The 19,117-nt window shown below is 52.6% G+C and carries 22 protein-coding genes and 2 pseudogenes; 12 read left to right on the top strand and 12 right to left on the bottom strand.

All coding sequences use genetic code 11. The annotated features are described in order from the left end of the window. Positions 1-479 precede the first annotated feature (479 nt). The 6 genes from HKK80_RS13725 to HKK80_RS13700 all read right to left on the bottom strand — a co-directional run bounded on the left by HKK80_RS13725 (position 480) and on the right by HKK80_RS13700 (position 4,810). A complete protein-coding gene (locus HKK80_RS13725; protein WP_411800156.1) occupies positions 480-833 on the bottom strand; it encodes a hypothetical protein in 354 nt (117 codons plus the stop codon). A gap of 98 nt (positions 834-931) precedes the next feature. Continuing rightward, positions 932-1,462: a helix-turn-helix domain-containing protein gene (locus HKK80_RS13720; protein ID WP_411800155.1), complete on the bottom strand. Its 531-nt coding sequence runs from the start codon at positions 1,460-1,462 to the stop codon at positions 932-934. A gap of 57 nt (positions 1,463-1,519) precedes the next feature. Next, complete coding sequence (locus HKK80_RS13715; protein WP_411800154.1) at positions 1,520-2,506, bottom strand: ParB/RepB/Spo0J family partition protein; 987 nt, start codon at positions 2,504-2,506, stop codon at positions 1,520-1,522. A gap of 2 nt (positions 2,507-2,508) precedes the next feature. Beyond that, positions 2,509-3,729, bottom strand: a complete 1,221-nt coding sequence (locus HKK80_RS13710; protein WP_411800153.1) for a ParB/RepB/Spo0J family partition protein — start codon at positions 3,727-3,729, stop codon at positions 2,509-2,511. Further along, the gene (locus tag HKK80_RS13705; RefSeq protein WP_411800152.1) at positions 3,726-3,995 is read right to left on the bottom strand and encodes a hypothetical protein; all 270 of its coding nucleotides are present in this window, start codon (positions 3,993-3,995) and stop codon (positions 3,726-3,728) included. The genes HKK80_RS13710 and HKK80_RS13705 overlap by 4 nt, the downstream gene beginning before the upstream one ends. Further along, positions 3,995-4,810: a hypothetical protein gene (locus HKK80_RS13700; protein WP_411800151.1), complete on the bottom strand. Its 816-nt coding sequence runs from the start codon at positions 4,808-4,810 to the stop codon at positions 3,995-3,997. Before HKK80_RS13700 ends, HKK80_RS13705 begins: the two co-directional genes overlap by 1 nt. Before the next feature lie 280 nt (positions 4,811-5,090). Between HKK80_RS13700 and HKK80_RS13695 the strand changes: the two genes are divergently transcribed. The 4 genes from HKK80_RS13695 to HKK80_RS13680 all read left to right on the top strand — a co-directional run bounded on the left by HKK80_RS13695 (position 5,091) and on the right by HKK80_RS13680 (position 6,622). Beyond that, positions 5,091-5,333, top strand: coding sequence for a helix-turn-helix domain-containing protein (locus HKK80_RS13695; protein ID WP_411800150.1), 243 nt, complete (start codon positions 5,091-5,093; stop codon positions 5,331-5,333). Between the two features lie 187 nt (positions 5,334-5,520). After that, positions 5,521-5,883, top strand: coding sequence for a MarR family transcriptional regulator (locus HKK80_RS13690; RefSeq protein WP_411800149.1), 363 nt, complete (start codon positions 5,521-5,523; stop codon positions 5,881-5,883). Next, complete coding sequence (locus HKK80_RS13685; protein WP_411800148.1) at positions 5,880-6,236, top strand: hypothetical protein; 357 nt, start codon at positions 5,880-5,882, stop codon at positions 6,234-6,236. The genes HKK80_RS13690 and HKK80_RS13685 overlap by 4 nt, the downstream gene beginning before the upstream one ends. A 44-nt stretch (positions 6,237-6,280) precedes the next feature. After that, on the top strand, positions 6,281-6,622 hold the full coding sequence (locus tag HKK80_RS13680; RefSeq protein WP_411800147.1) for a hypothetical protein: 342 nt from the start codon (positions 6,281-6,283) through the stop codon (positions 6,620-6,622). Positions 6,623-6,989: 367 nt separating this feature from the next. Here the strand turns inward: HKK80_RS13680 and HKK80_RS13675 are convergent, their stop codons facing one another. Beyond that, positions 6,990-7,658, bottom strand: a complete 669-nt coding sequence (locus HKK80_RS13675; RefSeq protein WP_411800146.1) for a hypothetical protein — start codon at positions 7,656-7,658, stop codon at positions 6,990-6,992. A gap of 112 nt (positions 7,659-7,770) precedes the next feature. Here HKK80_RS13675 and HKK80_RS13670 point away from each other — a divergent pair, with 112 nt between their 5' ends. Both HKK80_RS13670 and HKK80_RS13665 read left to right on the top strand, forming a co-directional pair. Then, positions 7,771-8,163, top strand: coding sequence for a winged helix-turn-helix domain-containing protein (locus tag HKK80_RS13670; protein ID WP_411800145.1), 393 nt, complete (start codon positions 7,771-7,773; stop codon positions 8,161-8,163). 142 nt (positions 8,164-8,305) lie between these two features. After that, positions 8,306-8,563 (top strand): hypothetical protein, encoded by a 258-nt coding sequence (locus HKK80_RS13665; protein ID WP_411800144.1) that lies wholly within the window; start codon positions 8,306-8,308, stop codon positions 8,561-8,563. A 423-nt stretch (positions 8,564-8,986) separates the two neighbouring features. Here HKK80_RS13665 and HKK80_RS13660 read toward each other — a convergent pair whose 3' ends face one another. The 3 genes from HKK80_RS13660 to lrp form a co-directional block, all read right to left on the bottom strand. After that, positions 8,987-9,532 carry an N-acetyltransferase family protein gene (locus tag HKK80_RS13660; RefSeq protein WP_411800143.1) on the bottom strand — a complete coding sequence of 182 codons (546 nt, stop codon included), beginning with the start codon at positions 9,530-9,532 and terminating at the stop codon, positions 8,987-8,989. After that, the gene (locus tag HKK80_RS13655; protein WP_411800142.1) at positions 9,529-9,888 is read right to left on the bottom strand and encodes a universal stress protein; all 360 of its coding nucleotides are present in this window, start codon (positions 9,886-9,888) and stop codon (positions 9,529-9,531) included. The genes HKK80_RS13660 and HKK80_RS13655 overlap by 4 nt, the downstream gene beginning before the upstream one ends. Positions 9,889-10,506: 618 nt before the next feature. Beyond that, positions 10,507-10,965, bottom strand: a complete 459-nt coding sequence (gene lrp / locus HKK80_RS13650; RefSeq protein ID WP_411800141.1) for an HTH-type transcriptional regulator Lrp — start codon at positions 10,963-10,965, stop codon at positions 10,507-10,509. A 311-nt stretch (positions 10,966-11,276) separates the two neighbouring features. Between lrp and HKK80_RS13645 the strand changes: the two genes are divergently transcribed. The 3 genes from HKK80_RS13645 (at position 11,277) to HKK80_RS13635 (ending at position 13,834) form a co-directional block, all read left to right on the top strand. After that, positions 11,277-11,522 (top strand): hypothetical protein, encoded by a 246-nt coding sequence (locus HKK80_RS13645; RefSeq protein ID WP_411800140.1) that lies wholly within the window; start codon positions 11,277-11,279, stop codon positions 11,520-11,522. Between the two features lie 288 nt (positions 11,523-11,810). Then, entirely contained in the window at positions 11,811-13,148 is a 1,338-nt protein-coding gene (locus HKK80_RS13640) for a protein adenylyltransferase SelO (RefSeq protein ID WP_411800139.1), read from the top strand. 188 nt (positions 13,149-13,336) lie between these two features. After that, a complete protein-coding gene (locus tag HKK80_RS13635; protein ID WP_411800138.1) occupies positions 13,337-13,834 on the top strand; it encodes a peptidylprolyl isomerase in 498 nt (165 codons plus the stop codon). Between the two features lie 78 nt (positions 13,835-13,912). On the opposite strand, the gene HKK80_RS13630 is transcribed toward HKK80_RS13635, so the two are convergent. Then, on the bottom strand, positions 13,913-14,842 hold the full coding sequence (locus tag HKK80_RS13630; RefSeq protein WP_411800137.1) for an ABC transporter substrate-binding protein: 930 nt from the start codon (positions 14,840-14,842) through the stop codon (positions 13,913-13,915). A gap of 716 nt (positions 14,843-15,558) precedes the next feature. Beyond that, positions 15,559-16,506, bottom strand: a complete 948-nt coding sequence (locus HKK80_RS13625; RefSeq protein WP_411800136.1) for an oxidoreductase — start codon at positions 16,504-16,506, stop codon at positions 15,559-15,561. A 320-nt stretch (positions 16,507-16,826) separates the two neighbouring features. On the opposite strand from HKK80_RS13625, the pseudogene HKK80_RS13620 reads away from it, so the two are divergent. The 3 genes and pseudogenes from HKK80_RS13620 to HKK80_RS13610 all read left to right on the top strand — a co-directional run. Continuing rightward, positions 16,827-17,027, top strand: a pseudogene (locus HKK80_RS13620) (IS630 family transposase); the annotation flags it as partial. A gap of 45 nt (positions 17,028-17,072) precedes the next feature. Continuing rightward, positions 17,073-18,167 carry an IS630 family transposase gene (locus tag HKK80_RS13615; protein ID WP_411800135.1) on the top strand — a complete coding sequence of 365 codons (1,095 nt, stop codon included), beginning with the start codon at positions 17,073-17,075 and terminating at the stop codon, positions 18,165-18,167. Between the two features lie 6 nt (positions 18,168-18,173). Next, positions 18,174-18,994: pseudogene (locus tag HKK80_RS13610) on the top strand (IS630 family transposase); the annotation flags it as partial. Positions 18,995-19,117: the final 123 nt, after the last annotated feature.

The following is a 19,117-nucleotide window of genomic DNA, read 5'->3' as shown; positions in this document are numbered from 1 at the left end:
GAACTTCCTCAGCCTCACACTCAACACTGATCGCTGGTTCGAGAAAATCTTGAGTACCGACTTCTACAGATGAGCGAAAATCCTATTAATAATTCTAATCAAATTTCTTATATGGAGGATTTTGTATGAGCAAGAATAAAAAACCAGATATATATTTGTTTGCCGGTTTTCGTTGTATATATGTTTTCTTCTTTGAATGACAAATAATGTATGAGGGTATTGAAATGTATAGAGATAGCTAAGGAGAAAGCTGGACTGGCGCAGAAATAACTATATTAAAAAGAACCATATATTTCAGGAAACTCGCCATTTTAAATGCTTCAGATTGGTTCAACAGTTACGGTACGGAACTAGGCGTGTCAAACACAAGCCAGTTCCACAATCCAATACAGCCCCGGGATTGGCACTCTGCTCCGCGCGGTGTTCTCCCAGGCAGCGAGGGGCACCGAGATCGTGGCTCTCTAGCGCGGGGTGTCGCCTCAGCTATCTTCTCCGTCGTATTCATCCCACACATCGCCAATACGCTCGTAAACCCACGGTGCAACGACACCTGAAATCACAGCCAGCAATCCTGTGGGATAATCACGGCCGACACCATCTTGATGGCCTGCTTCTGGCGGCTCGTGAAAGTGGTCTCGGTTGAAATCACTGCTCTCGTGACGATCCCACCGGCTCATCCATCTTTCACCCTGTTGGTTCTCGACGTAGCTGATATGGAAGTCTCCGTTCGTGTAGGACTGGATTTCGATATATACCTCAGAGACGAAATCCTGTGGGTATTGTTGCGTGACCAGAAACAAGACGATTGATTCAGGCCGGTTCGAAGGGAACACAGAGATAGCCTCGATCCAGGATTCAGATTTTAGAAGCGAGGCAATCTCACGGAGTTGCTCTCTGTTTGCGTCTCGACTATGACCACCGTGGTCTATATTCACGCAACTCCCTCACCAACGTTTTCGTCGTAGCGCGCTTGACGAAGATCCTGTATTTCTGTCTGGATCGCCTCCCAATTATTCAGATCTAACCACACCTGCTCAGGATCTCCATACTCAGTATAGTCGAGTGGGTCAATCTCTCCTGGCTTTTCGACATCATACTGCTCTTGGTACGATTCATTCTCCGAGAGCAGTTCGCCGACTCGTTTTTTATATTCACTATCGGTCAGTTCCGAGAGCCGGTTGAACCGTCGCCATTCAAAATAGGACTTATTACGCTTGAATGACTCTGGATTATCCATCACACGGGTTAGCAGGCCGATTTCAGCCAGCCGTTTGAGATGTCGACGGGCGGCGTTTTTCGAGCAGTCAGCACGCTCAGCGACCTCGGACACCTGAGTTGGTTCGTGGAGTTCGAGGGCGGTCTGATACACTCTCTCATCAGTGGGTATGTCTTCAACCCGTTCGGCAAGCCTTTCAGAGAAATCTGATTCAGGGGGGCTGTGTTCATTATCGTGTGATTCCATGATCACAAATAAGATCGACCGAGTAATATAGTTATCGCCAGTCGAGTCACGAGGTGTTCAATCTGATTGAGTGGTGCGATCTGTCTCCGTGTCTGTCTGATCGCCATTGGAATCAGTGAGTTCATCTGCTAAGCTTGTAATATTCTCTGAGATGATCTCGGAGAGCGGTTTCCGCTGCTCGTGACAGTGATCCATGATCGCTCGCTTCTCTGCGGTTGAGAGCTTCACCGACACACGAGGGATCACCAGATACTGTTCGTAATCTTTCCCGAAGAGCACCTTCCGGTGGAGAACATCGACTCTCATTTCAGGGTTGGTCACCGCTAGATCGACGAACTCGATGCCCTGTTCAGCAGTCTGGAACTCCACAGCTGTCGCTGCGATCTCGATTACCCGTTGCTCGGAAAGCCCTGATTGATTCCGAGCGAGCCGGTCAGCAACCTGCCATTGCAGATCGCCGTACTGTCGAACATCCGCGTTGAAATTCTTCAATGCCGACCACTGCTGTTCAGTACCTTCTGGGCCATCCGACAGCAGGACGTGGACTTCATCAGGCAGCGACAACACATCGATATAACGACGAACAGTGTCGGCCTCACGGCTGGTTCGAGCGGCGACCTGCCGTGCTCGCTCTGCCTTTGACTCCGTGTCGGTCTCGATCTCGTCGGCCAACGAGCGGCAGTACTGCGCCCACTCGTAGGTTGACCACTCCCGGACGATGCTCTCCATTTCGGTCGCTTCAAGCGCATCCAATGTGTCCTCATAGATCCGAACCGGGAGTTGCTCCCAGCCACAGGAGACTGCTGCTTGGTAGCGTTGCCAGCCATCGGTAATGTGGTACACCTCGTCTTCATCCGGATCCGGTCGCACGATCAGTGGCTTGTTGATACCGAAGCCGGCAATGGATTGTTTCAGGGTTTCCGATGGCCGTACACGACGGGGGTTGTGCTCACCGTGGATGAGTTGGCCAACTGGCAACAATTCATCGTAGGTGTCTGGCAGGAGCTCGTGGTTAGTGGCTGGATTCGATGGTGCCTGCGACATGCTTACTCCCACCCCCGTTCGTCAGCGAGGGTCTCCAACCGCTCCAGATACAACTCTCTGGCCAGTTCGGTGTGCGTGTCAGCACCCCGCGAGCGCATCGCCTGAACGTGCCAGCGACTGTGCCGTTGGGTCTCTGGGCCCTGCAGATCGACCCGTTTGAACGGACGGTTCGGTTCGATCTCCTCGTGGAGTTCCTGCAGTTCCTCGGTGTGCCGCTGTAACGTCTCACTGAAGGCCTCCCGTTGCTCGGTCGGCGATTCCGAATCGAGAGCCGTCGAGACATCCTTGCGGAACTCTCGTAGCGACTGCCGGAGTTCAAGCTCCGACATCTCTTCGAACCGGAGTGAACCAACTGTCTCTAAGACCGCATCGACTGGATCGAGACTGTCGGTCTCCAGTTCGGACTCCAGTGTGTCGTGAAGCGCGACAACCGCCCGAGACGTGCCAGATTTGCCCTCACCACTTCCGAGTGTCGCACGGGTATCGATCCCGTAGTTCTCAAGGGCCGTCCGCTCGGTGGCCGTGCGCTCCTCGGGATTTTTGAACAGTGACTGCAGCACCGGTGGAAGCGCAGCCGTCTGCAGGTGCTCCTGGATATGATCAACCGCGCTTTGATCCGAGCGGCCGAGATACCGTTCGGCCATGTAGGCGAGAGCTTCCTCGTCAGTCTCGAAGTGCTCCTGCTCGGCAGCAAGATCTACATCGAGTGGCGTGTCAGTTGGTTCAACGCCCTCGCCGTTCGTTCCCGGCCGAATCAGCTGATAGATCAGGTTGAGTTGCTGAGCGATCTCCTGTTCGGAGAGCTCGCGTCGGTCGGTGTTTTCGAGTAGCGATGTCCACGCAGCATCCAGATCGTCTGCCTGCAGGATCTTACACGGCAGCGTCTCATAGCCGGCTTCCATCGCGGCGTAATAGCGTCGTGAGCCGGCGACGATAGCATACAGGTCTTCAGTCACCGGTGCTAGATCGCCATCAGAACCAGCCTTGTCATCGTTAGCAGCAACAGCAGCATCACGGCCCTCGTCGACGGTGTCAGTGGTCTCAGTAGTTACCCCCATCTCGACAGCGTTGAGTGGCCGAACGATGAGATCGTTGTACAGCCCATCGGCTTCGATTGCGGCGACCAGTTGCTGGTCGATATCGTCTCCGGTCCACGGTTGATCGCGGGACTGCATCGGATCGACGACCAGCGACTCGATTGGCAGTTCAGCCCGTTCCATCATGAAGTCGGTTCCTCGCCATTTTGGGCGGTCGTCATGTCGCGGATGATTTGCTGCCAGCCGACCTGTTCAAGACTAATAGCCACGTCATCACTGCCATCATTGTCGATGGTGACCTCGGCGAGGAAGCTATCAGTCTCGGTGGCGATCTTCTCCTGCACCTCGGCAATCGCGGCGTCGTAGGACTCGTACACCGTGAGTTCAGTCCCGACGGTAACGTAGAATCCCTCATCAGCTGCGGGATCGACGCTGAATTGCGCCGGCGGCATTAGTTCTCAGCCTCCGAATCCGCAGATCCCCCATCAGTTTCACTGTCCCCAGTGTCGTCTTCGAGTGCCTCGTCAGCCACGTCGATTACTTCGTCGTCGACGACGTGATACGGTTTGAGCAGACCGTACTGATCCGGGAGGATGCGGTCGTTAATTCGAACCGCCAGCTGCGGGTTGACCTTCGGTCGAGTGTCGTCTTCAGGCCCGTTCCAAGAGAGATACTCACCGTCGGAGGTTTCGGAGTACTTCGTGACCGTCTCGATGACGGAATGGAGATTCAGATTCGTGACGTTGAATCCCAGTTCAGTGTACAGCCCACGGCCAGCGTTTGCCCGCCGTGTCTGTTCCCGAAGGGCCTCTTCAGCTGTCGCAGCCTCGAAGTGCAGATCGAACTCCGCTGTGCGAGCCGGTGTGACCTCCTGGAGTGCCTCATCAGTCACTCGAATGGTGACCGATTGGACAGCGAGATCCGGTTTAACCGCCTGTGCCTCTGCATCGAGAATGGCGTTGAGATGCTCGTAGAGCGTCTCGATAGCGGCTTCATCCCACGGATTATCCGGGTTAGAACCGTCAGAGTCCTGCAGCTGCGTGTAATCGATATCGAGGGTTTGTTTTGTCTCTTGTGCCCGAAGGACACCGTACTCCCGGAGTTCTTCGACAAGGGTTTCGTTGGTTGTGACGACGCTGCTGATTGCTTTGAGCTGGATGATCGAATCACCGAAGGCGTCCAGTATCGCCCGCGCGGAGTTCGTCTTGAGTGCTGGAATCGCAGTCGTGCGTTTGACTGTCCCAGCAGGATCCGACGTTGAACTCATTGTCCACCTCCGATCCGGGTTGCGGCGAGTAATCGTAGTGTGTGGTCTGAGAGCGTCTGTTCTAATTGCAATCCGGTACTATCTTCCGATCTTGGAATAGATCTTTTCATGGGTTTCTGTCCTCAGAAGCCCAGTCCGGGTGTCACAGCACCCGGGCGTTTCCTTCACCACTAACGCCCTATTGGAGTGAGCTTCTATCCATGCCTTGCAAGGCATGGGTAATAAAATTATCGAATCAAGCAGTGTCGAGAATTAATAGCAAGGAGATTAACGGGGTAACATGGAGGATAGGGAGCGTGACGCAGAGGGTAAGTTCTCATCAGATCATGATGTAGCTCTCCATGATATCTACCACTTGATGGATCCACTAGAACCATATACGAGTCGAGAAATTGCAGACAAAGCCGAAATACCGCGCAGAACAGCATACAAGTTTCTGAATGAACTCGCAGAAAACAACAAGATCAGAAAAAAGAAACCCGAACCCCGTCGGGTAATATGGATTCGACCAAGTAAAGAATAAAATCGTTTATTATGTAATATAATCTCGAATTTAATCTAATACTTTGTCATGAGTATGGCTGAACTGAAGCGCTGATTACTACGAATCAAGGATGTAGGGCACTACGGTCTCATCTGTGTTGCAGTATCCTGAAATAGGCTAGGTAGAGTACCATTACATCTATTACACAGGATTACATAAAACAACCATGCCAATAGATATTGAACGGTTTGAGTCTGACCCTGAAGAGGACTTACAATCGCAGGGCAGTACGAATGCGGAGGTGATCCTGTCTTTCTTAGCTACCTCACCCGAGCAAGCATACACGCCGAAAGAGATTCATGAGGCAACCGATGTGCCGCGAGGGAGTGTGGGTGTCGTTCTTTCCCGATTAGAAGATCGAGACCTCGTTCGGCACAGAGGCAACTACTGGGCGGTTACAGCCGATGAAGATGTTGGCCAAACACTCAATTCAATGCGGACAGCTAACACCGTGACCGAGCGCTTCGGGCCAGAAGATCCCAACGAGTGGGGAGAAGGTGCCGAAGCCAGTACCGGGAACAATGAATGAACTACAGCCAAGGCGAGGTCTGGTGGGGACCTGCACCTCACAAATCTAATTCAGCATATCGGCCGTGGCTCATCATCAGCGACGATACACACCCGTTTGCTGACGAAGAGAGCATTGCTGTCGCACTAACAACCCAACAGCATCCAGCTGGGATCGCTGTACTTGAAGACAATTGGATTCGTGGTGGATCAGATACTGACGCTTTCATCTCTCCGTGGTACGTCATAAACCTAAAACACAGAGACATCGACAATCTACAAGGCGTATTGTCACAGACGCTCGTTGCCGAGACGATCACACACCTTCGGAATTACACGCCGATTAATACGGGGGAAGATGGTAATGCTGAGTAACAGTAGCGCGAACCGTTATACACACGCTTCCCGTTCCCCCTGATATGAGTAGTACCGAATCGGCCGACGACCGAGCAGAAAGGAAAGAACTCCGCCAAGAGCATCCCAGCGGCTGGTTCTATCTCACACAGCACGAGGCAGTGCCGATTCTCATTGATGCGCTTCTTGATCTCCCACCAAACCGTGAGTTCAATAAAAATGAGTTCGCTGAACACGCCGGTGTTACACGGCAGACAGTCGGTAACTATACCGAACTACTCACAGAGGTCGAACTTATCGAAGCAGTCCCGAACACGTCTCCCAAACGCTACCGGGTAGCCGATAGCGATGTCGTGCGAGAACTCTATGAGTTCAATAGCGCACTCAACAACACCGGTGACGAGTAAGCGTCTACTGAAATGGTCGAATCTGACCCAATACTCTGTTCTGAGTGCGGCTGGACTGGAACAGCTGAGCAACGTGTGCCTAAAGACGGCCAATTTTATTGTCCAGTCTGCGCTGAGGTATTTATCCAGACGCCGGCGGAATCATAGTCCAGAAGATATTCCAGAGTTACCTCTGAGCAATTAACCAACATAGGTAGTGATTCTGTATTGTGTTGGTTAAAATCAATTCAGTTTTAGAAGTACAGCCGATTTCGCAGCAATGTACAGAGTACCGGAAGAGTAACCTCATACTGTTTACTGTAGACGGTTACCGCCTCGACCGCCCACCGGGCGGCGGTCAAACGGTAACTTCCGACAGCAAACCGTATCAGTCCAATCGATCAAGCGAGCCGTAGAGTTCTTCATTCTGAATGTGGGTGCAGAACTGTGCGCAGAGCTGACAACAATCCGCTGCATCAGTAAATGTCCGGACACTGGCGTCCCAGCGTGTGTTGACGGATCCAAGCATCGCACTCCGGACCGATGGTTCGGTTGCCACCATAACCCGTCGTGTGCGGGTTGGTGGTGTCGCCTCTGCCGCTGGCCCCCGCATTCCATCCGTCGACAAGAGATCTTCGAGAACACTCCCAATCTCGATCCCGACGCCGAGGTTATCGCCAACCTGTGGGGCGATAAAAACCGTCGCATTACTCGCCTGGGCAAAGGTGATGCTCTGTGTGGCGGCATCCATCTCGTCGAGCGAAATACCGACATCGATTGCGAGGAAGGCATTGAACCCACGTTCACGGAGACAGTCTCTGGTCTCCTGGAGCAGACGTAAGACCTCGTCTTCAGCATACTCACCGGTGGTCTCGTCCCACGTTGCAAACGAAGGGGCATCGGTTTCGGCATCGGCGTTCTCCGGGAGCAGCGCGTCGAGATCGAACGTACGATATGGGCCCATCAGGTAGACGAGAAACTGTTCTCGTCGCACTGGATCGAGCGCGTCTGAGTCACCGGCGGCACGAGGGAGGGAGTCGATAATCCGTTGCCGCATTCGACTCACCGGTTCGGGACGATAGTATATAAATATCGGTTTTTTCAATAATCTTCGAGTCGAGAATGACTAAGTATGTGGCGTCCTAATATGTGAACAGAGGCACTCACAGATGTCCGAAACCAATCGGCACTCGACAACGGAGGTTCGGCAGCCTGAACCACCGTTGCCAGAAGATAGCGGGCTGACGCTCGAAGAGTATCTGGCGATGCAGCAAGCGATCAGCCATATGACGCGGTTTCGGATTCTTCGCACACTCGTCGCTAACGACGAACTAAGTGCCGCCGATCTCAAGGCCGCAGTCGATGTCGAATCCCATAACTTCCACTACCACCTCGACGAGTTGGTTGATGTAGGGCTCGTCGACAAACGGCAGCGTCGAACCGCTGACAGCCAGGGGTTCTATACCTACTATCGGCCGACAGGAATGGGCCTGGGGATTCTTGAACACGGCGTTGAAGAGCTAATGCGGCGTGAGCGCGAATTTAACGATACATACTCGTGATTCGAATTCCGGAGTGTATCTGGACTGGCCCAGCAGATCAGCGCGTTCGCAAAGACGGCAAACTTCAGCGTCCGATCTGCGCTGAGACATTTGAATACATGGCATAGATTGTTATTCGATGCCGCCATAGCAGAATACAGTAATGGTAGGGAGTAGTGATGAAGCAGGCGACTTCGAATTCGATCCCGACCAACTAGATGAACTTAGCGAACTCGCGGAAGCTTTCATTCACAAAGAATTAGACACTGAACTCATGGCCGATCTCGACCGTGAGTATCTTGAGACCCTCGTTGATCGCAAAGGGACAAGACCACCTTCAGAGATACCCCCAGAAGAATACGAGGCAGCAATTGAAATCGCTGAAGTCATTTTGGATCGGATGGACGCTATTGACCAGTGAGTTACAGCGGAAACGTGGTGTGTCCATACTGTGAGTCTCGGGTGACACCCCACCATGTCCGGAGCGTCGTTCACTTGCAAGCGCGGAGAGGTTCACTCAGGCAGAGAGCGGTCGATAAAATTTACTTATCAGACCACATCTTCTCAACTGGCCGTAATACCCGCCAACGGCCACACGAGACCCACCAAGTTCGAGAGGCACCTTCCTCTCTCCCTCTCCGCTTCAGATACAGGCTTGCTGAGGAAGATGTGACGCCAGAAACTTACCAAACAAGATGTGTCATAGTGTGCTGTTGTTTGGTAAGATACTCGCGGTTACGCCGTAGAGCACGTCGTTCTCCTCATACGAAGCAATTGTGTGCCGATATCTTGGAGAACCCGGCGCGTACATACTGCTAGACACAACTCAGTCGATGGTGTCAGGCTAGTCGTCCTCAGCGATCCGAATCGCCATCTCAAGGTCGAAGCTTTCGACCCTTGTTGTCTCGAAACCGACCTTCTCATACAGCGAGACAGCGGCGTGGTTCCACCGTTCAACAGTGAGCCAGACACAATTAATCTCCTCGCTGCACCCGTAGCCGAGCAGCGACTCGATCAGGTGAGTGCCGATCCCGGCTCCCTGGTACTCTTGGAGGACGAAGATCGCCAACTCGTAGTCGTCGTCGCCGTCGGGGACAAGTGTCGAGTGACCCGCTGCGGTGTCGCCATCCCACGCAATCAGATTGTAGCAATCCTCTGCGAGGATGCCGTCAAGCCAAGTTCGCACCCGCGACTCCTGACCGGGCGGAATACCTTGGGCGCGATCCGATGGATCGAACTCAACGTACATCTCTACCACTGCCTCGTACTCCGCTTCGGAGCCATCATATGAACGGATCTCGATGGTACGATCTTCCCGGTCAGTGAAACGAACAGGGGGCTCCTCAAACGGGCCCGAAACAATCTCAGGGTACCGACGATCCGAATTCATCGGACGAGAGTCACCGTAGTGTGGGCGTTGAGCACAACGAACTCAACCGTTTTGTCGATCGTGATCTTTCCCATTGGACTCGTCTGGCCGCCGGCAAGGACGATCTCATCAAATCCTTCTGATTCGGCGATGTCAACAAGTTCGCTGCCCGGCTGACCCTCAACATAGCGCGTCGAGGCCGTGATATCATGCTCATCCAGGGTTGCTGTGACGGTCGCTTCTAACTCGTCAGTGGCAGTTTCGGGATCAAGAATGGCGACAGTCAGCTCGTTGCCCACTCGTGTCGCCCGCCGGATGGCTCGTCCGATGGCGGCTGGAGAGTCGTTTGGACTGCCAACCCCCAGAAGTACGTTCATGCAAGAAGCGGTTACGGCAATGTATTGAAACTTTTGTGCGTCAACGCGACCCGGAGCGATCGTCGCTCTTAGGGGTGCTACGTAACGAGTCCTTCAGGTGGCCTGGTCATCGCTTGAGTACACTTCGATAGCGGGGGGTTCCATTCACACTCTGGGGTGTTTCACTTTGCACACGGGGGGTTGCATGGCTTCAAACAGACACAGTCGGATCGAGACCGGCTATCCGATACCGACGCCACTCCAAGTATCAAACACAATAGCTACTGGCGAACGATTATACTGTGACGAACCGAAAAGTGGGTTGCAGTGCTACCACCATGTGCAGTGGGTAGCAGGGTTCTAGGGGGGTCAATGTCGCTTCTTTCTCGAAGAGTGAAGTCGGGGGAGACTTCAACACCTGTTCAGGGGGTGTGTCGCCTTCGAGTCTGAGTAGCGACAGCTATAGATACAGCGAGGGTATAAAAATACGTTCGGCTCAGAATATCAACTCCAATAACTTGCAGATACAGAACCAGCCTAACTTCTGAGTAATGGCGTCGAGACAGATTTAAATTTCAGTCGAGTCGCCTGCTGTACTGGCGGCTGCGACGCGTGTCATGGCGGCTGATAATGAACGGTTTATATTTCTACCGGGAGTTCGAACTGTTTGTTCTCGGCGACAGTGTTGAGTACAACACTCGTGTTTGATTCCTCGATATCAGCCTCTGAGAGAAGCGTCTTGATCTGATCGTTCATGTGATCGGTATCTTCAAATTTCCCGATAGCAATCACATCAAAATCACCTGTTGTCTCGTAAGCCGACATAATCTGCGGCTCTGCCTCCAGGCGGTCAGTGATATCGGAAAGTGCGCTGCCTTCGACTTTGAGATTGATGACCGCAGTTACATCGTAACCGAGAGCCTCGTAGTTGATGAGCGGGGTGTACCCATTGACGACCCCCTCAGCTTCGAGATCGTGAAGATGATTCGAAACCGTCGTCACCGACACGTCAAGTTCGTCAGACAAACTTCGGAGACTTTCCCGACCGTTTTCTAATAGTGCGTTAATCAACCTTTCATCCAGATTTTCGTGCGCCATGGATACGCTGTAATATTCACAATATTAACTTTTCTGATTCAGATAGGGTGATAGGAACAACATTCAAACACTATCCCACCGGAAACCCATACAAGAAAAAGTTAGATCCAACTCGACTCTAAGACGACACTTCTTGTCATCAACGGATGTCTCTGGACTCTCGTTAAGGGAAAAATCACAACATCACCCCCCGTTATCGAGATGTAACGTCCGGTGAGCAACTCGACCAGTAGTCGGCCCGACCAGCTTCCCGTAGAGTGAATGTCCATAGGCGTTTAACGCTGGACTGAGAAGCAATACGCACAGAACAGATGTACGACAGAGATGAGAGACCGCTCGGTGCTGTCGCTGAAAGTGCCTATGAGAGTCTGCTGGAGACGATTGACCCTGACGACGGCATCCCACGGACTGATGCACACGAACGATTACTGGAAGCAGATTATGCAGAGGCTGATGCCGACTACGCGATTGATCGGCTGTTGAGCCGTGGGTATCTGTATGATATCGATTCTCAGCTATTCGTCACCGAAAATGAAGATTTTGAGCGAATTGAGTAGTCTCAACCGGCAGACCACGGTCGTTACTCTATCGGCGGTCGGATCGCACGGTGTCGGACATCGATGTTGTCTCGCTTATCGAGTTGGGCTGGTAGATGATTGAATTTGTTCGTCACCGGTGCGGACGCCTGCTTCATCTGTTGACGCGATATCTCATGCAACGCATTAGTAGCGATCTTCAGTTGAACGAACAGTTTATAAAAACGGCCGCCTGAGTCGCTATCACAGTAGATGGCATTTTCTTTTGATACGAGTTACAAAGATTTGGACTCAAAACTTTACTCCAGAGTGACGCCTGACGAAATAGAAAACCCAGACATACTCGTGTTCAACAAGGCATTATCTAACGATCTTGGGGTTGACAATGAGGAGGTCACTGATCAGATTCTATCAGGCCAAGACATTCTGGAAGAACCGATTGCCCAAGCCTATGCAGGCCATCAATATGGGCGTTTCACGGTGTTAGGCGACGGTCGAGCGATGATATTGGGTGAACACGTCCACGATGACAACAGATATGATATTCAACTGAAGGGGTCTGGTCGGACGCCCTACTCAGGACGGGGCGATGGGAAGGCAACTGTCAGCTCCATGCTCAGGGAGTATCTGTACTCATATGCGATGGCCAATCTTCGGATTAACACCTCCCGCAGTCTAGCAGTCGTCGAGACCGACGAATCTGTTGAGCGACGCCAAACAGAGCCTGGAGCTATCCTCGTCCGGGTGATGAACAGCCACATCAGATACGGTACATTCCAATATGTTGCTTCCCGAGCTCCCGGCGAACTTGAGGCGTTTACTGAGTATGTAATCGATCGACACTACCCGCATCTGAATAATTCCGACCGAAAATACGTCGAGTTCTTCGATGAAGTAATGGAAGCTTCTGTAGAGATGGTCGTCGATTGGCTGCGTGTCGGGTTCATTCACGGTGTCATGAACACAGACAACATGAGTATCGATGGGGAGACATTCGATTACGGCCCTTGTGCATTCATGAATTACTACGACGAAGATGCGGTCTTCAGTTCAATCGATAAACACGGGAGATACGCCTTTGGAAACCAACGGAAGATCCTGAAATGGAATCTTGAACGCTTCGCTGAATCCCTCGAACCACTCTGTAGTGGCACAACGGTCACATTCGACGAGATCGAAGCCAAGCTAGACTCCTTCGAGGATCTGTTTGAAGAAAAATACTACGCGATGATGCGACAGAAACTTGGGATTGATTCTGACGGAGCAGAAGCAGCAGTTGATGCGGTCTTAGATTGGCTTCGCACATCGGGAGCAGACTATACGAATACATTCCTCGAACTCGAAAATCCTGGCTCCTTCGATGATCCTATCTATTCATCTCCGGAGTTCAAGCAGATCCAAGAGAAAGTGGCTGCGGTCGGCCTCGATGAGAACCTGATGAAACAGGCCAATCCTCGATACATCCCCCGCAACTACTTGGTGGAAAACGCTCTCACACAGTATGTCGAAGACAAGGATCTCTCACGGTTCAAGGCGTTACTCACCGTGCTGCAAAACCCGTATGAATCGGATGAAGCAACATCACGATTTCAGCAACCCCCACCGAAGGAATTCGATGCAGAGTACACGACCTATTGCAATACCTGAAATGAGCTCAACCAACGCTCTCGAACACAGAGAGTGAACTTGTTCTTCTCATTCCGGATAGTCGGTTAGTTTATAATTTTGCTTCGAGGAGTCGTGGCATGGATAGACGAACTGTCCTTGCTGTCGGCGGCACCTGTTTGTGTGGTATCTTGGCTGGCTGTTCAAGTAGCGAGACACCCGCTGAGACGATGGCCACGTTACAGACGAGTCTCGGTGATATAACCATCACGTTACACGCAGACCGGGCACCACGAACCGTTGAGAACTTTATTGGGTTAGCGACGGGACAACGTGAGTGGACGGATCCTGAAACCGGTGACACAATCTCGGGGGAGCCGTTGTATGAGGATGTGCTCTTTCACCGTGTTATTGAGAATTTCATGATACAGACTGGTGATCCAACCGGCACTGGTCGAGGCAGCCCAGGATACACCTTTGATGACGAGTTTCATGACGATCTTCGTCACGATAGTGCCGGTGTTGTCTCGATGGCGAATAGCGGCCCAGACACCAACGGATCACAGTTCTTCATCACGCTCTCGCCACAGCCACAACTAGACGATCGCCATTCAGTGTTCGGACAAGTGACAGATGGGATGGATGTGGTTGAACAAATTGGTAGTGTCGAAACTGACGGTAATGACCGCCCAGTCGAAGGCGTCTATCTTGAATCAGTGTCTGTCTGAAATCTATCACCAATGCTCAATGACGAAAGTCGATGGTTCGGTTAGCACAAAGGCTGTTTTTCGGCGTGGATCCCGGTGTCAAATTGATTGTCGGTGGGGTTGATCAAGTTGAGACACGTAGTTTCGAGTTCCATCGCTGAGCGTAACACTTTCTGGGTGAATACACCATTGTAGCACTTTCAGGGACTCAACCAGTCGGTGGCTCGGGCGGTTGAACATGGCATTACCATCAACAGCGTAGACCCTCCCATCTGTGACTGCTGTCATCTCTTCCCACCCCTCGCGGTCTCGAAGGTCGTTGATGGCATCTTTCGCCCGATCACGCTCGAATCCACAGGGTGCCACGACCAGTACCTCTGGGTCGTACTCTGTGATCTGGTTCCATCTGACGGGTTCGGATGCGCCAGCAGGCTGAAAGGAGGCATCCCCGCCGGCTTGTTCGATCATCTCGGTGACCCAGTGGCCTGCTCGGAGCGGTGGGTCAGTCCAGTCGAGAACGGCCGTTCGGGGGCGACCGCTTGACCCAACGGCTGTTTCCGTAGTGGTCTCGATTTGTTCGACTGTCATCTGCAGCTCTGTGGTAAGCGTTGTGGCCACCTCGGATTCGTTGATCGCGTCGCCAACGCGCTGGATGTCATCGATCACATCCGAAAATGAGTGTGGATCCAGTGTCAACACGTCTGGCTCAGTGTCCATTGTTGTCACCGCATCGTGTACCTGAGTAGCATCAACAGCACAGACATCGCAGGTTGCTTGGGTCACCACGAGATCAGGCTGGAGGCCAGCCAGTTGATCCAGATGCAAATCGTAGACTGCGCCATCGACGGACTGCATCTGGGCGTCAATCTCGCCGGCTGTGTGGTCTTCGTGATCGACTACGGTAGAGGTTACCGTTGGAATATCAGCAACCGCTTCCGGATGGTCACAACTGTGTGAGACACCGACAGGTTCGACTCCCAATGCAAACAGCACCTCCGTACACGATGGTAAGAGGGAGACGACGCGCATAACTGATTGAGAAGGCCACGCGACAAAAGCTTCACTCGCCGAGGGTAGCTCAACTGAGCCGAAACACGAATCACCGGTGGCGGCATTCCGGTATCCCCGATCAATTACGGAAATTCCAGTAGTATCATTGTTTCAGCGGATCAGACGGGGATAAATATAATACAATTTATGTGATATGTGTATGCATGCCATGTAAGATTGTCTGTCATGAATGTGAGCTTGAACAGCAGATTACGCAATGCGTTAGCGCCTACGAACGTGCCAAGCAACACGAAGCCAAGCACACCGATCACTGGGTGTCTGTCCACGATCCACGGAAAGGGTAACCCCGTTAGACAGTCAGTTACTCCCTATCATTTTTCGACAAATGGATTACGTAGCATGACTATATTTGCATAGTGGCCGAACCAACACAACGAGACAAGGTGTGGAGTACCTCATTAACCAGAGCTCTCCAACAAGGAGAAGATGTCTCTCCAGATGATATAGCCGAGGCTACGGGCGTCTCAGAGCGTGTTTGCCGGGAAACGATGTATATCATGCATGAAAGAGGCTGGCTTAATCGGCAAACGAGTCCCGATGGATCTGTATACTACGAGCAACCGTATTGGTTAGAGTTTCACGAATATGACTACCCTGGAGAAGCTTAACCACATCCTGTGTAACGCCGTGTTATGAAAAGAAGCGTTGTTAGTTCACCGGCTTCGATGGAAGTCTCAAAGCGTATCTGCGTAGTTCACACCAGTTAGTTCCTCACTTGTCTTCCACAACGTTTTGGCGTCTTTCTCGTCGTATGAAGCATCGTTGGAGGTCTGCCGGGCAGGAGCACCGCGCATATTCTTGAATCCGCTTGGGCCGTAGTATTCTCCACCGCTCACGTCTTCACTTGTTGCTGCGTATAGCAGCGGCAACACACCTTTTGCAGCCGACTGAGCGACGACAGCGTTGGCGATCTTCATCATCGCCAGCCGGAGTTGTGATCCAGACTGCTCAGGGCCGCGGTACTGCAGGTTCGTGGCTGCATACCCGGGGTGGCAGGCAACGCTGATCGTATCAGTAATATCGGCTGTCTTGAACCGTCGGTGTAACTCGTAAGCAAACAGGAGGTTGGCCAGTTTACTCTGACCGTAGGCTTCCCATTTACTGTAGGATTGTTCTCGGTGGAGGTCATCAAAGTCCATCTCTCCGGCCTCGTGTGCGCCACTGGAGTGGGTGACGATCCGACTTTCGCCGTCGCTATCAACGAGCAGTTCCAGCAGATGGCCGGTCAATGCGAAGTGGCCGAGGTGATTTACCCCAAGTTGTTTCTCAAAGCCATCTTCGGTTTCTTGTCGTGGGATCGCCATCACCCCAGCATTGTTGCAGAGAATATCGAGCGTGTCGTAGTCATTCGTGATGCCGTCGGCGAAGGTTTCGATCGAATCGAGTGATGCAAGGTCACATTCTCGAACGTTCAACGTCGCACCGGTATCCCCAACATCATTCTGGATGTCGGCCGCTGCCTCCCGTCCACGGTCGAGACTGCGACAGGCCATGATCACAGTTGCGCCCTTTGCGGCGAAGGCTTTCGTTGCCTCATAGCCAAGGCCGCTGTTGGCACCGGTGATGAGCACCATTTTGTCCGCACAATCCGGCATTTGGTCAGCAGTCCACGAAGTTGCCATGAGGATACTACAGCGTCAGCAGGGAGAAGTTTCACGCCAGTCGTGGGAACTCCATTGACAGTGTCGAGTGTCAGCTCTATCGTCGATGGTGAGGTGTCGGGGTCACTCACTACCTAGTCAAGCCACCGGCCTCTCAGCCACTTTAGTATGGGTCGAAGTCCGGTCGACTATCGACCGCCCGTGGACAGTCGTATCGATCCCGATAGTCGGTGGCAACCGCACGACCGGCATCAGTGAAAAACAAGAACACCCCGTACGGCGTTTCATACCGCTCATACTGACGGCTGAATATTTTTCAAAGAGGAATACGTCCTCCCGATATGGCTTCGCTTAACGACGTGTCTACCGACGACCTCCGCCAGATCTTGGCGGAGATCGAGGGGAAGAAGCCGACACAGCGGGTTATGGCGGCTATCAACTATCTCGAAGAAGACGAAGCGACGCTGGAAGATGTTGCTGAACGGTATGGGTACACTGCTGGCTGGCTCTCACGCTGGCTTGACCGACTCGAACGGCTCGCCTAATGAGTACGAAAAGTTTTGTTAGCTAAGCTTGATAGAGGAGTAATGGAGCGCTCACGTCGAAAGGAGATTGAGCATCACTTGACTGAGGAAGAAATCGATGAACTGCTACGTGAGGCTGAGGACGATCACCACGTCCGCCGTCTTGGGTTTTTGAAGAATCTCTACCATGGCGACTCAATCCCGGAGGCCGCCGACCGCGAAGGTCGGTCGGCCGCCACCGGTGGTCGCTGGGCGGATGCTTGGAACGAGGGCGGTTTAGAAGGACTGATGCCGAGTTTCGGGGGCGGCCGGCCCCCGAAACTCGACGAGGATGAGCAAGACGAGCTGGTGGAGATGCTTCGTGACGGCCAACCGTGGAAATCGCAGGAGATTCACCATCTTCTTCAGGAGGAGTTCGGCGTTTCCTACAGCACAAACTACCTCGGTACTTTCCTTCGGAACCTCGGTCTCTCGTACGCGAAACCACGGCCAAAGCGTCCACATCGACCAGAGAACCCTGATGAAATCCTCGAAGAGCGCGTCGATGACGCGCTCGACGAGGACGAACAGCCGCATAACAAACATGATGGAGAAGACGACGAAGGGTGGACTGTTGACGACGATATTTGCACTGACGGTGGTACCGTTCTCGGATTTTTTGACGCATCGAAGCCACAGCCGTACGATAATTCACGCCGTGTTTGGTACGTGGACGATCCACACATTGAGCGGGAGTTAGTCAAGACGCACGACTCTGCGGTCGGCTTCTATGCACTGAACGGTGAGAGTCTAGTCGAGTTCACTGAAGACGAAAAGAAAGAGCGAATTTGTGGTGTATTAGAGCAGATCCGCGAGCAGAATCCCGGCAAGCGGATTCTGCTCGTCTTGGACAAGCATGGAGCACATAGATGTAGATACACGCGCAAGCGTGCGCATGAACTCGGGATCGACCTGATTTTCATTCCATCAGGCTCACCGCACCTCAATCCAATCGAACAAGTCTGGGACTACCTCAAATGGACGATGGCACCGATCGTTGTTGAGGACGAAACCGAGTTCAAAACTCTCGTCCAGGAAACATTCGAGAAAATAACGCACCGAATCAGCTTCGCAAAGGGGTGGTGTGAGAAGTTCCTTGACTTTCAAAAGTTATCTTAATCATTAGACGAGCCGTTCGAGGAGGTTGTCTACGATCAACAACGTTCCGGGAGACCCTCTGAGCTCTCTGACCAACAGCACGACAAATTCGTTGAGGCACTCCACGAATCACCTGAAGAAGTTGGACTAGACGCGCCCGCGTGGTCTGTACCAATAGCTCGTCACTACCTCGCCGAAGAATTCGACGTTGAGTACTGCGAACGTCACGTCCGGCGACTGATGTCTGAGGCCGGGCTGTCCTGGAAGACAGCCCGGCCGGAGTTCCACAAATCCGACGAGAGAGCTCAAGAAGCCTGGCAAGAAGGCTTCAAAAAAAGCGCGACAACCTGGACGACGAATACACGATCCTGACCATCGATCAGACACGTCAGGTACTCTCGACGCTGATCTATGCGTGGTTTCCGGAAGGGGAGCGCCCGTCACTGCCGGTGACGGGCGCGTGGGACAGCATCAAATTACTTGGGGCAGTCAGTGATACCGATGAGACGTTCTTTCTGCCGTGTGCAGAGAATTTCAACAGTGACACGACAATTCGCTTGCTCGACGCACTCCAGACAGAGTTCGGCGAGAAAATCTGCGTCGTCTTGGACAACGCGTCGTATTTCACAGCCAACGCAGTGCAGGAATTCGTTGAGAACACACCGATAGAGCTGTGTTATCTCCCGCGGGGTTCACCGGAGCTGAACCCCGCGGAAGAGTGCTGGAGACAACTTGATCAAGAGCTCGGCAATCGGCTGTTCGACACGCTAGACGATCTTCGAGATGCTGCACTCTCTGCACTCAATCGCATTGAAGTTCCAGATGTCTTTACGTATCTATGTCCGTGAGTATCAGCTGTTGGAGCAGCAGTATCGAGCACTAACACCTCTGTGGCTGGTACTCCAAGTGCTGGGAGGTCGTCGATCCATGGCTCAATCGGCAACAAACCGGTCACGACGTTCGGGACGAAC

The sequence above is a fragment of the Halonotius sp. F2-221B genome, assembly GCF_046719765.1.
Classification (GTDB): domain Archaea; phylum Halobacteriota; class Halobacteria; order Halobacteriales; family Haloferacaceae; genus Halonotius.
The sequence above is the reverse complement of the archived record's forward strand: the minus strand, read 5'-3'. Positions and strand labels throughout refer to the sequence as shown.

What these genes read in the sequence shown, in the direction of transcription:
- HKK80_RS13720 (WP_411800155.1), bottom strand. Translation starts at nt 1,462, where the DNA reads ATGGAATCACACGATAATGAACACAGCCCCCCTGAATCAGATTTCTCT.
- HKK80_RS13715 (WP_411800154.1), bottom strand. Translation starts at nt 2,506, where the DNA reads ATGTCGCAGGCACCATCGAATCCAGCCACTAACCACGAGCTCCTGCCA.
- HKK80_RS13710 (WP_411800153.1), bottom strand. Translation starts at nt 3,729, where the DNA reads ATGATGGAACGGGCTGAACTGCCAATCGAGTCGCTGGTCGTCGATCCG.
- HKK80_RS13705 (WP_411800152.1), bottom strand. Translation starts at nt 3,995, where the DNA reads ATGCCGCCGGCGCAATTCAGCGTCGATCCCGCAGCTGATGAGGGATTC.
- HKK80_RS13700 (WP_411800151.1), bottom strand. Translation starts at nt 4,810, where the DNA reads ATGAGTTCAACGTCGGATCCTGCTGGGACAGTCAAACGCACGACTGCG.
- HKK80_RS13695 (WP_411800150.1), top strand. Translation starts at nt 5,091, where the DNA reads ATGGAGGATAGGGAGCGTGACGCAGAGGGTAAGTTCTCATCAGATCAT.
- HKK80_RS13690 (WP_411800149.1), top strand. Translation starts at nt 5,521, where the DNA reads ATGCCAATAGATATTGAACGGTTTGAGTCTGACCCTGAAGAGGACTTA.
- HKK80_RS13685 (WP_411800148.1), top strand. Translation starts at nt 5,880, where the DNA reads ATGAACTACAGCCAAGGCGAGGTCTGGTGGGGACCTGCACCTCACAAA.
- HKK80_RS13680 (WP_411800147.1), top strand. Translation starts at nt 6,281, where the DNA reads ATGAGTAGTACCGAATCGGCCGACGACCGAGCAGAAAGGAAAGAACTC.
- HKK80_RS13675 (WP_411800146.1), bottom strand. Translation starts at nt 7,658, where the DNA reads ATGCGGCAACGGATTATCGACTCCCTCCCTCGTGCCGCCGGTGACTCA.
- HKK80_RS13670 (WP_411800145.1), top strand. Translation starts at nt 7,771, where the DNA reads ATGTCCGAAACCAATCGGCACTCGACAACGGAGGTTCGGCAGCCTGAA.
- HKK80_RS13665 (WP_411800144.1), top strand. Translation starts at nt 8,306, where the DNA reads ATGGTAGGGAGTAGTGATGAAGCAGGCGACTTCGAATTCGATCCCGAC.
- HKK80_RS13660 (WP_411800143.1), bottom strand. Translation starts at nt 9,532, where the DNA reads ATGAATTCGGATCGTCGGTACCCTGAGATTGTTTCGGGCCCGTTTGAG.
- HKK80_RS13655 (WP_411800142.1), bottom strand. Translation starts at nt 9,888, where the DNA reads ATGAACGTACTTCTGGGGGTTGGCAGTCCAAACGACTCTCCAGCCGCC.
- lrp (WP_411800141.1), bottom strand. Translation starts at nt 10,965, where the DNA reads ATGGCGCACGAAAATCTGGATGAAAGGTTGATTAACGCACTATTAGAA.
- HKK80_RS13645 (WP_411800140.1), top strand. Translation starts at nt 11,277, where the DNA reads ATGTACGACAGAGATGAGAGACCGCTCGGTGCTGTCGCTGAAAGTGCC.
- HKK80_RS13635 (WP_411800138.1), top strand. Translation starts at nt 13,337, where the DNA reads ATGGCCACGTTACAGACGAGTCTCGGTGATATAACCATCACGTTACAC.
- HKK80_RS13630 (WP_411800137.1), bottom strand. Translation starts at nt 14,842, where the DNA reads ATGCGCGTCGTCTCCCTCTTACCATCGTGTACGGAGGTGCTGTTTGCA.
- HKK80_RS13625 (WP_411800136.1), bottom strand. Translation starts at nt 16,506, where the DNA reads ATGGCAACTTCGTGGACTGCTGACCAAATGCCGGATTGTGCGGACAAA.
- HKK80_RS13615 (WP_411800135.1), top strand. Translation starts at nt 17,073, where the DNA reads ATGGAGCGCTCACGTCGAAAGGAGATTGAGCATCACTTGACTGAGGAA.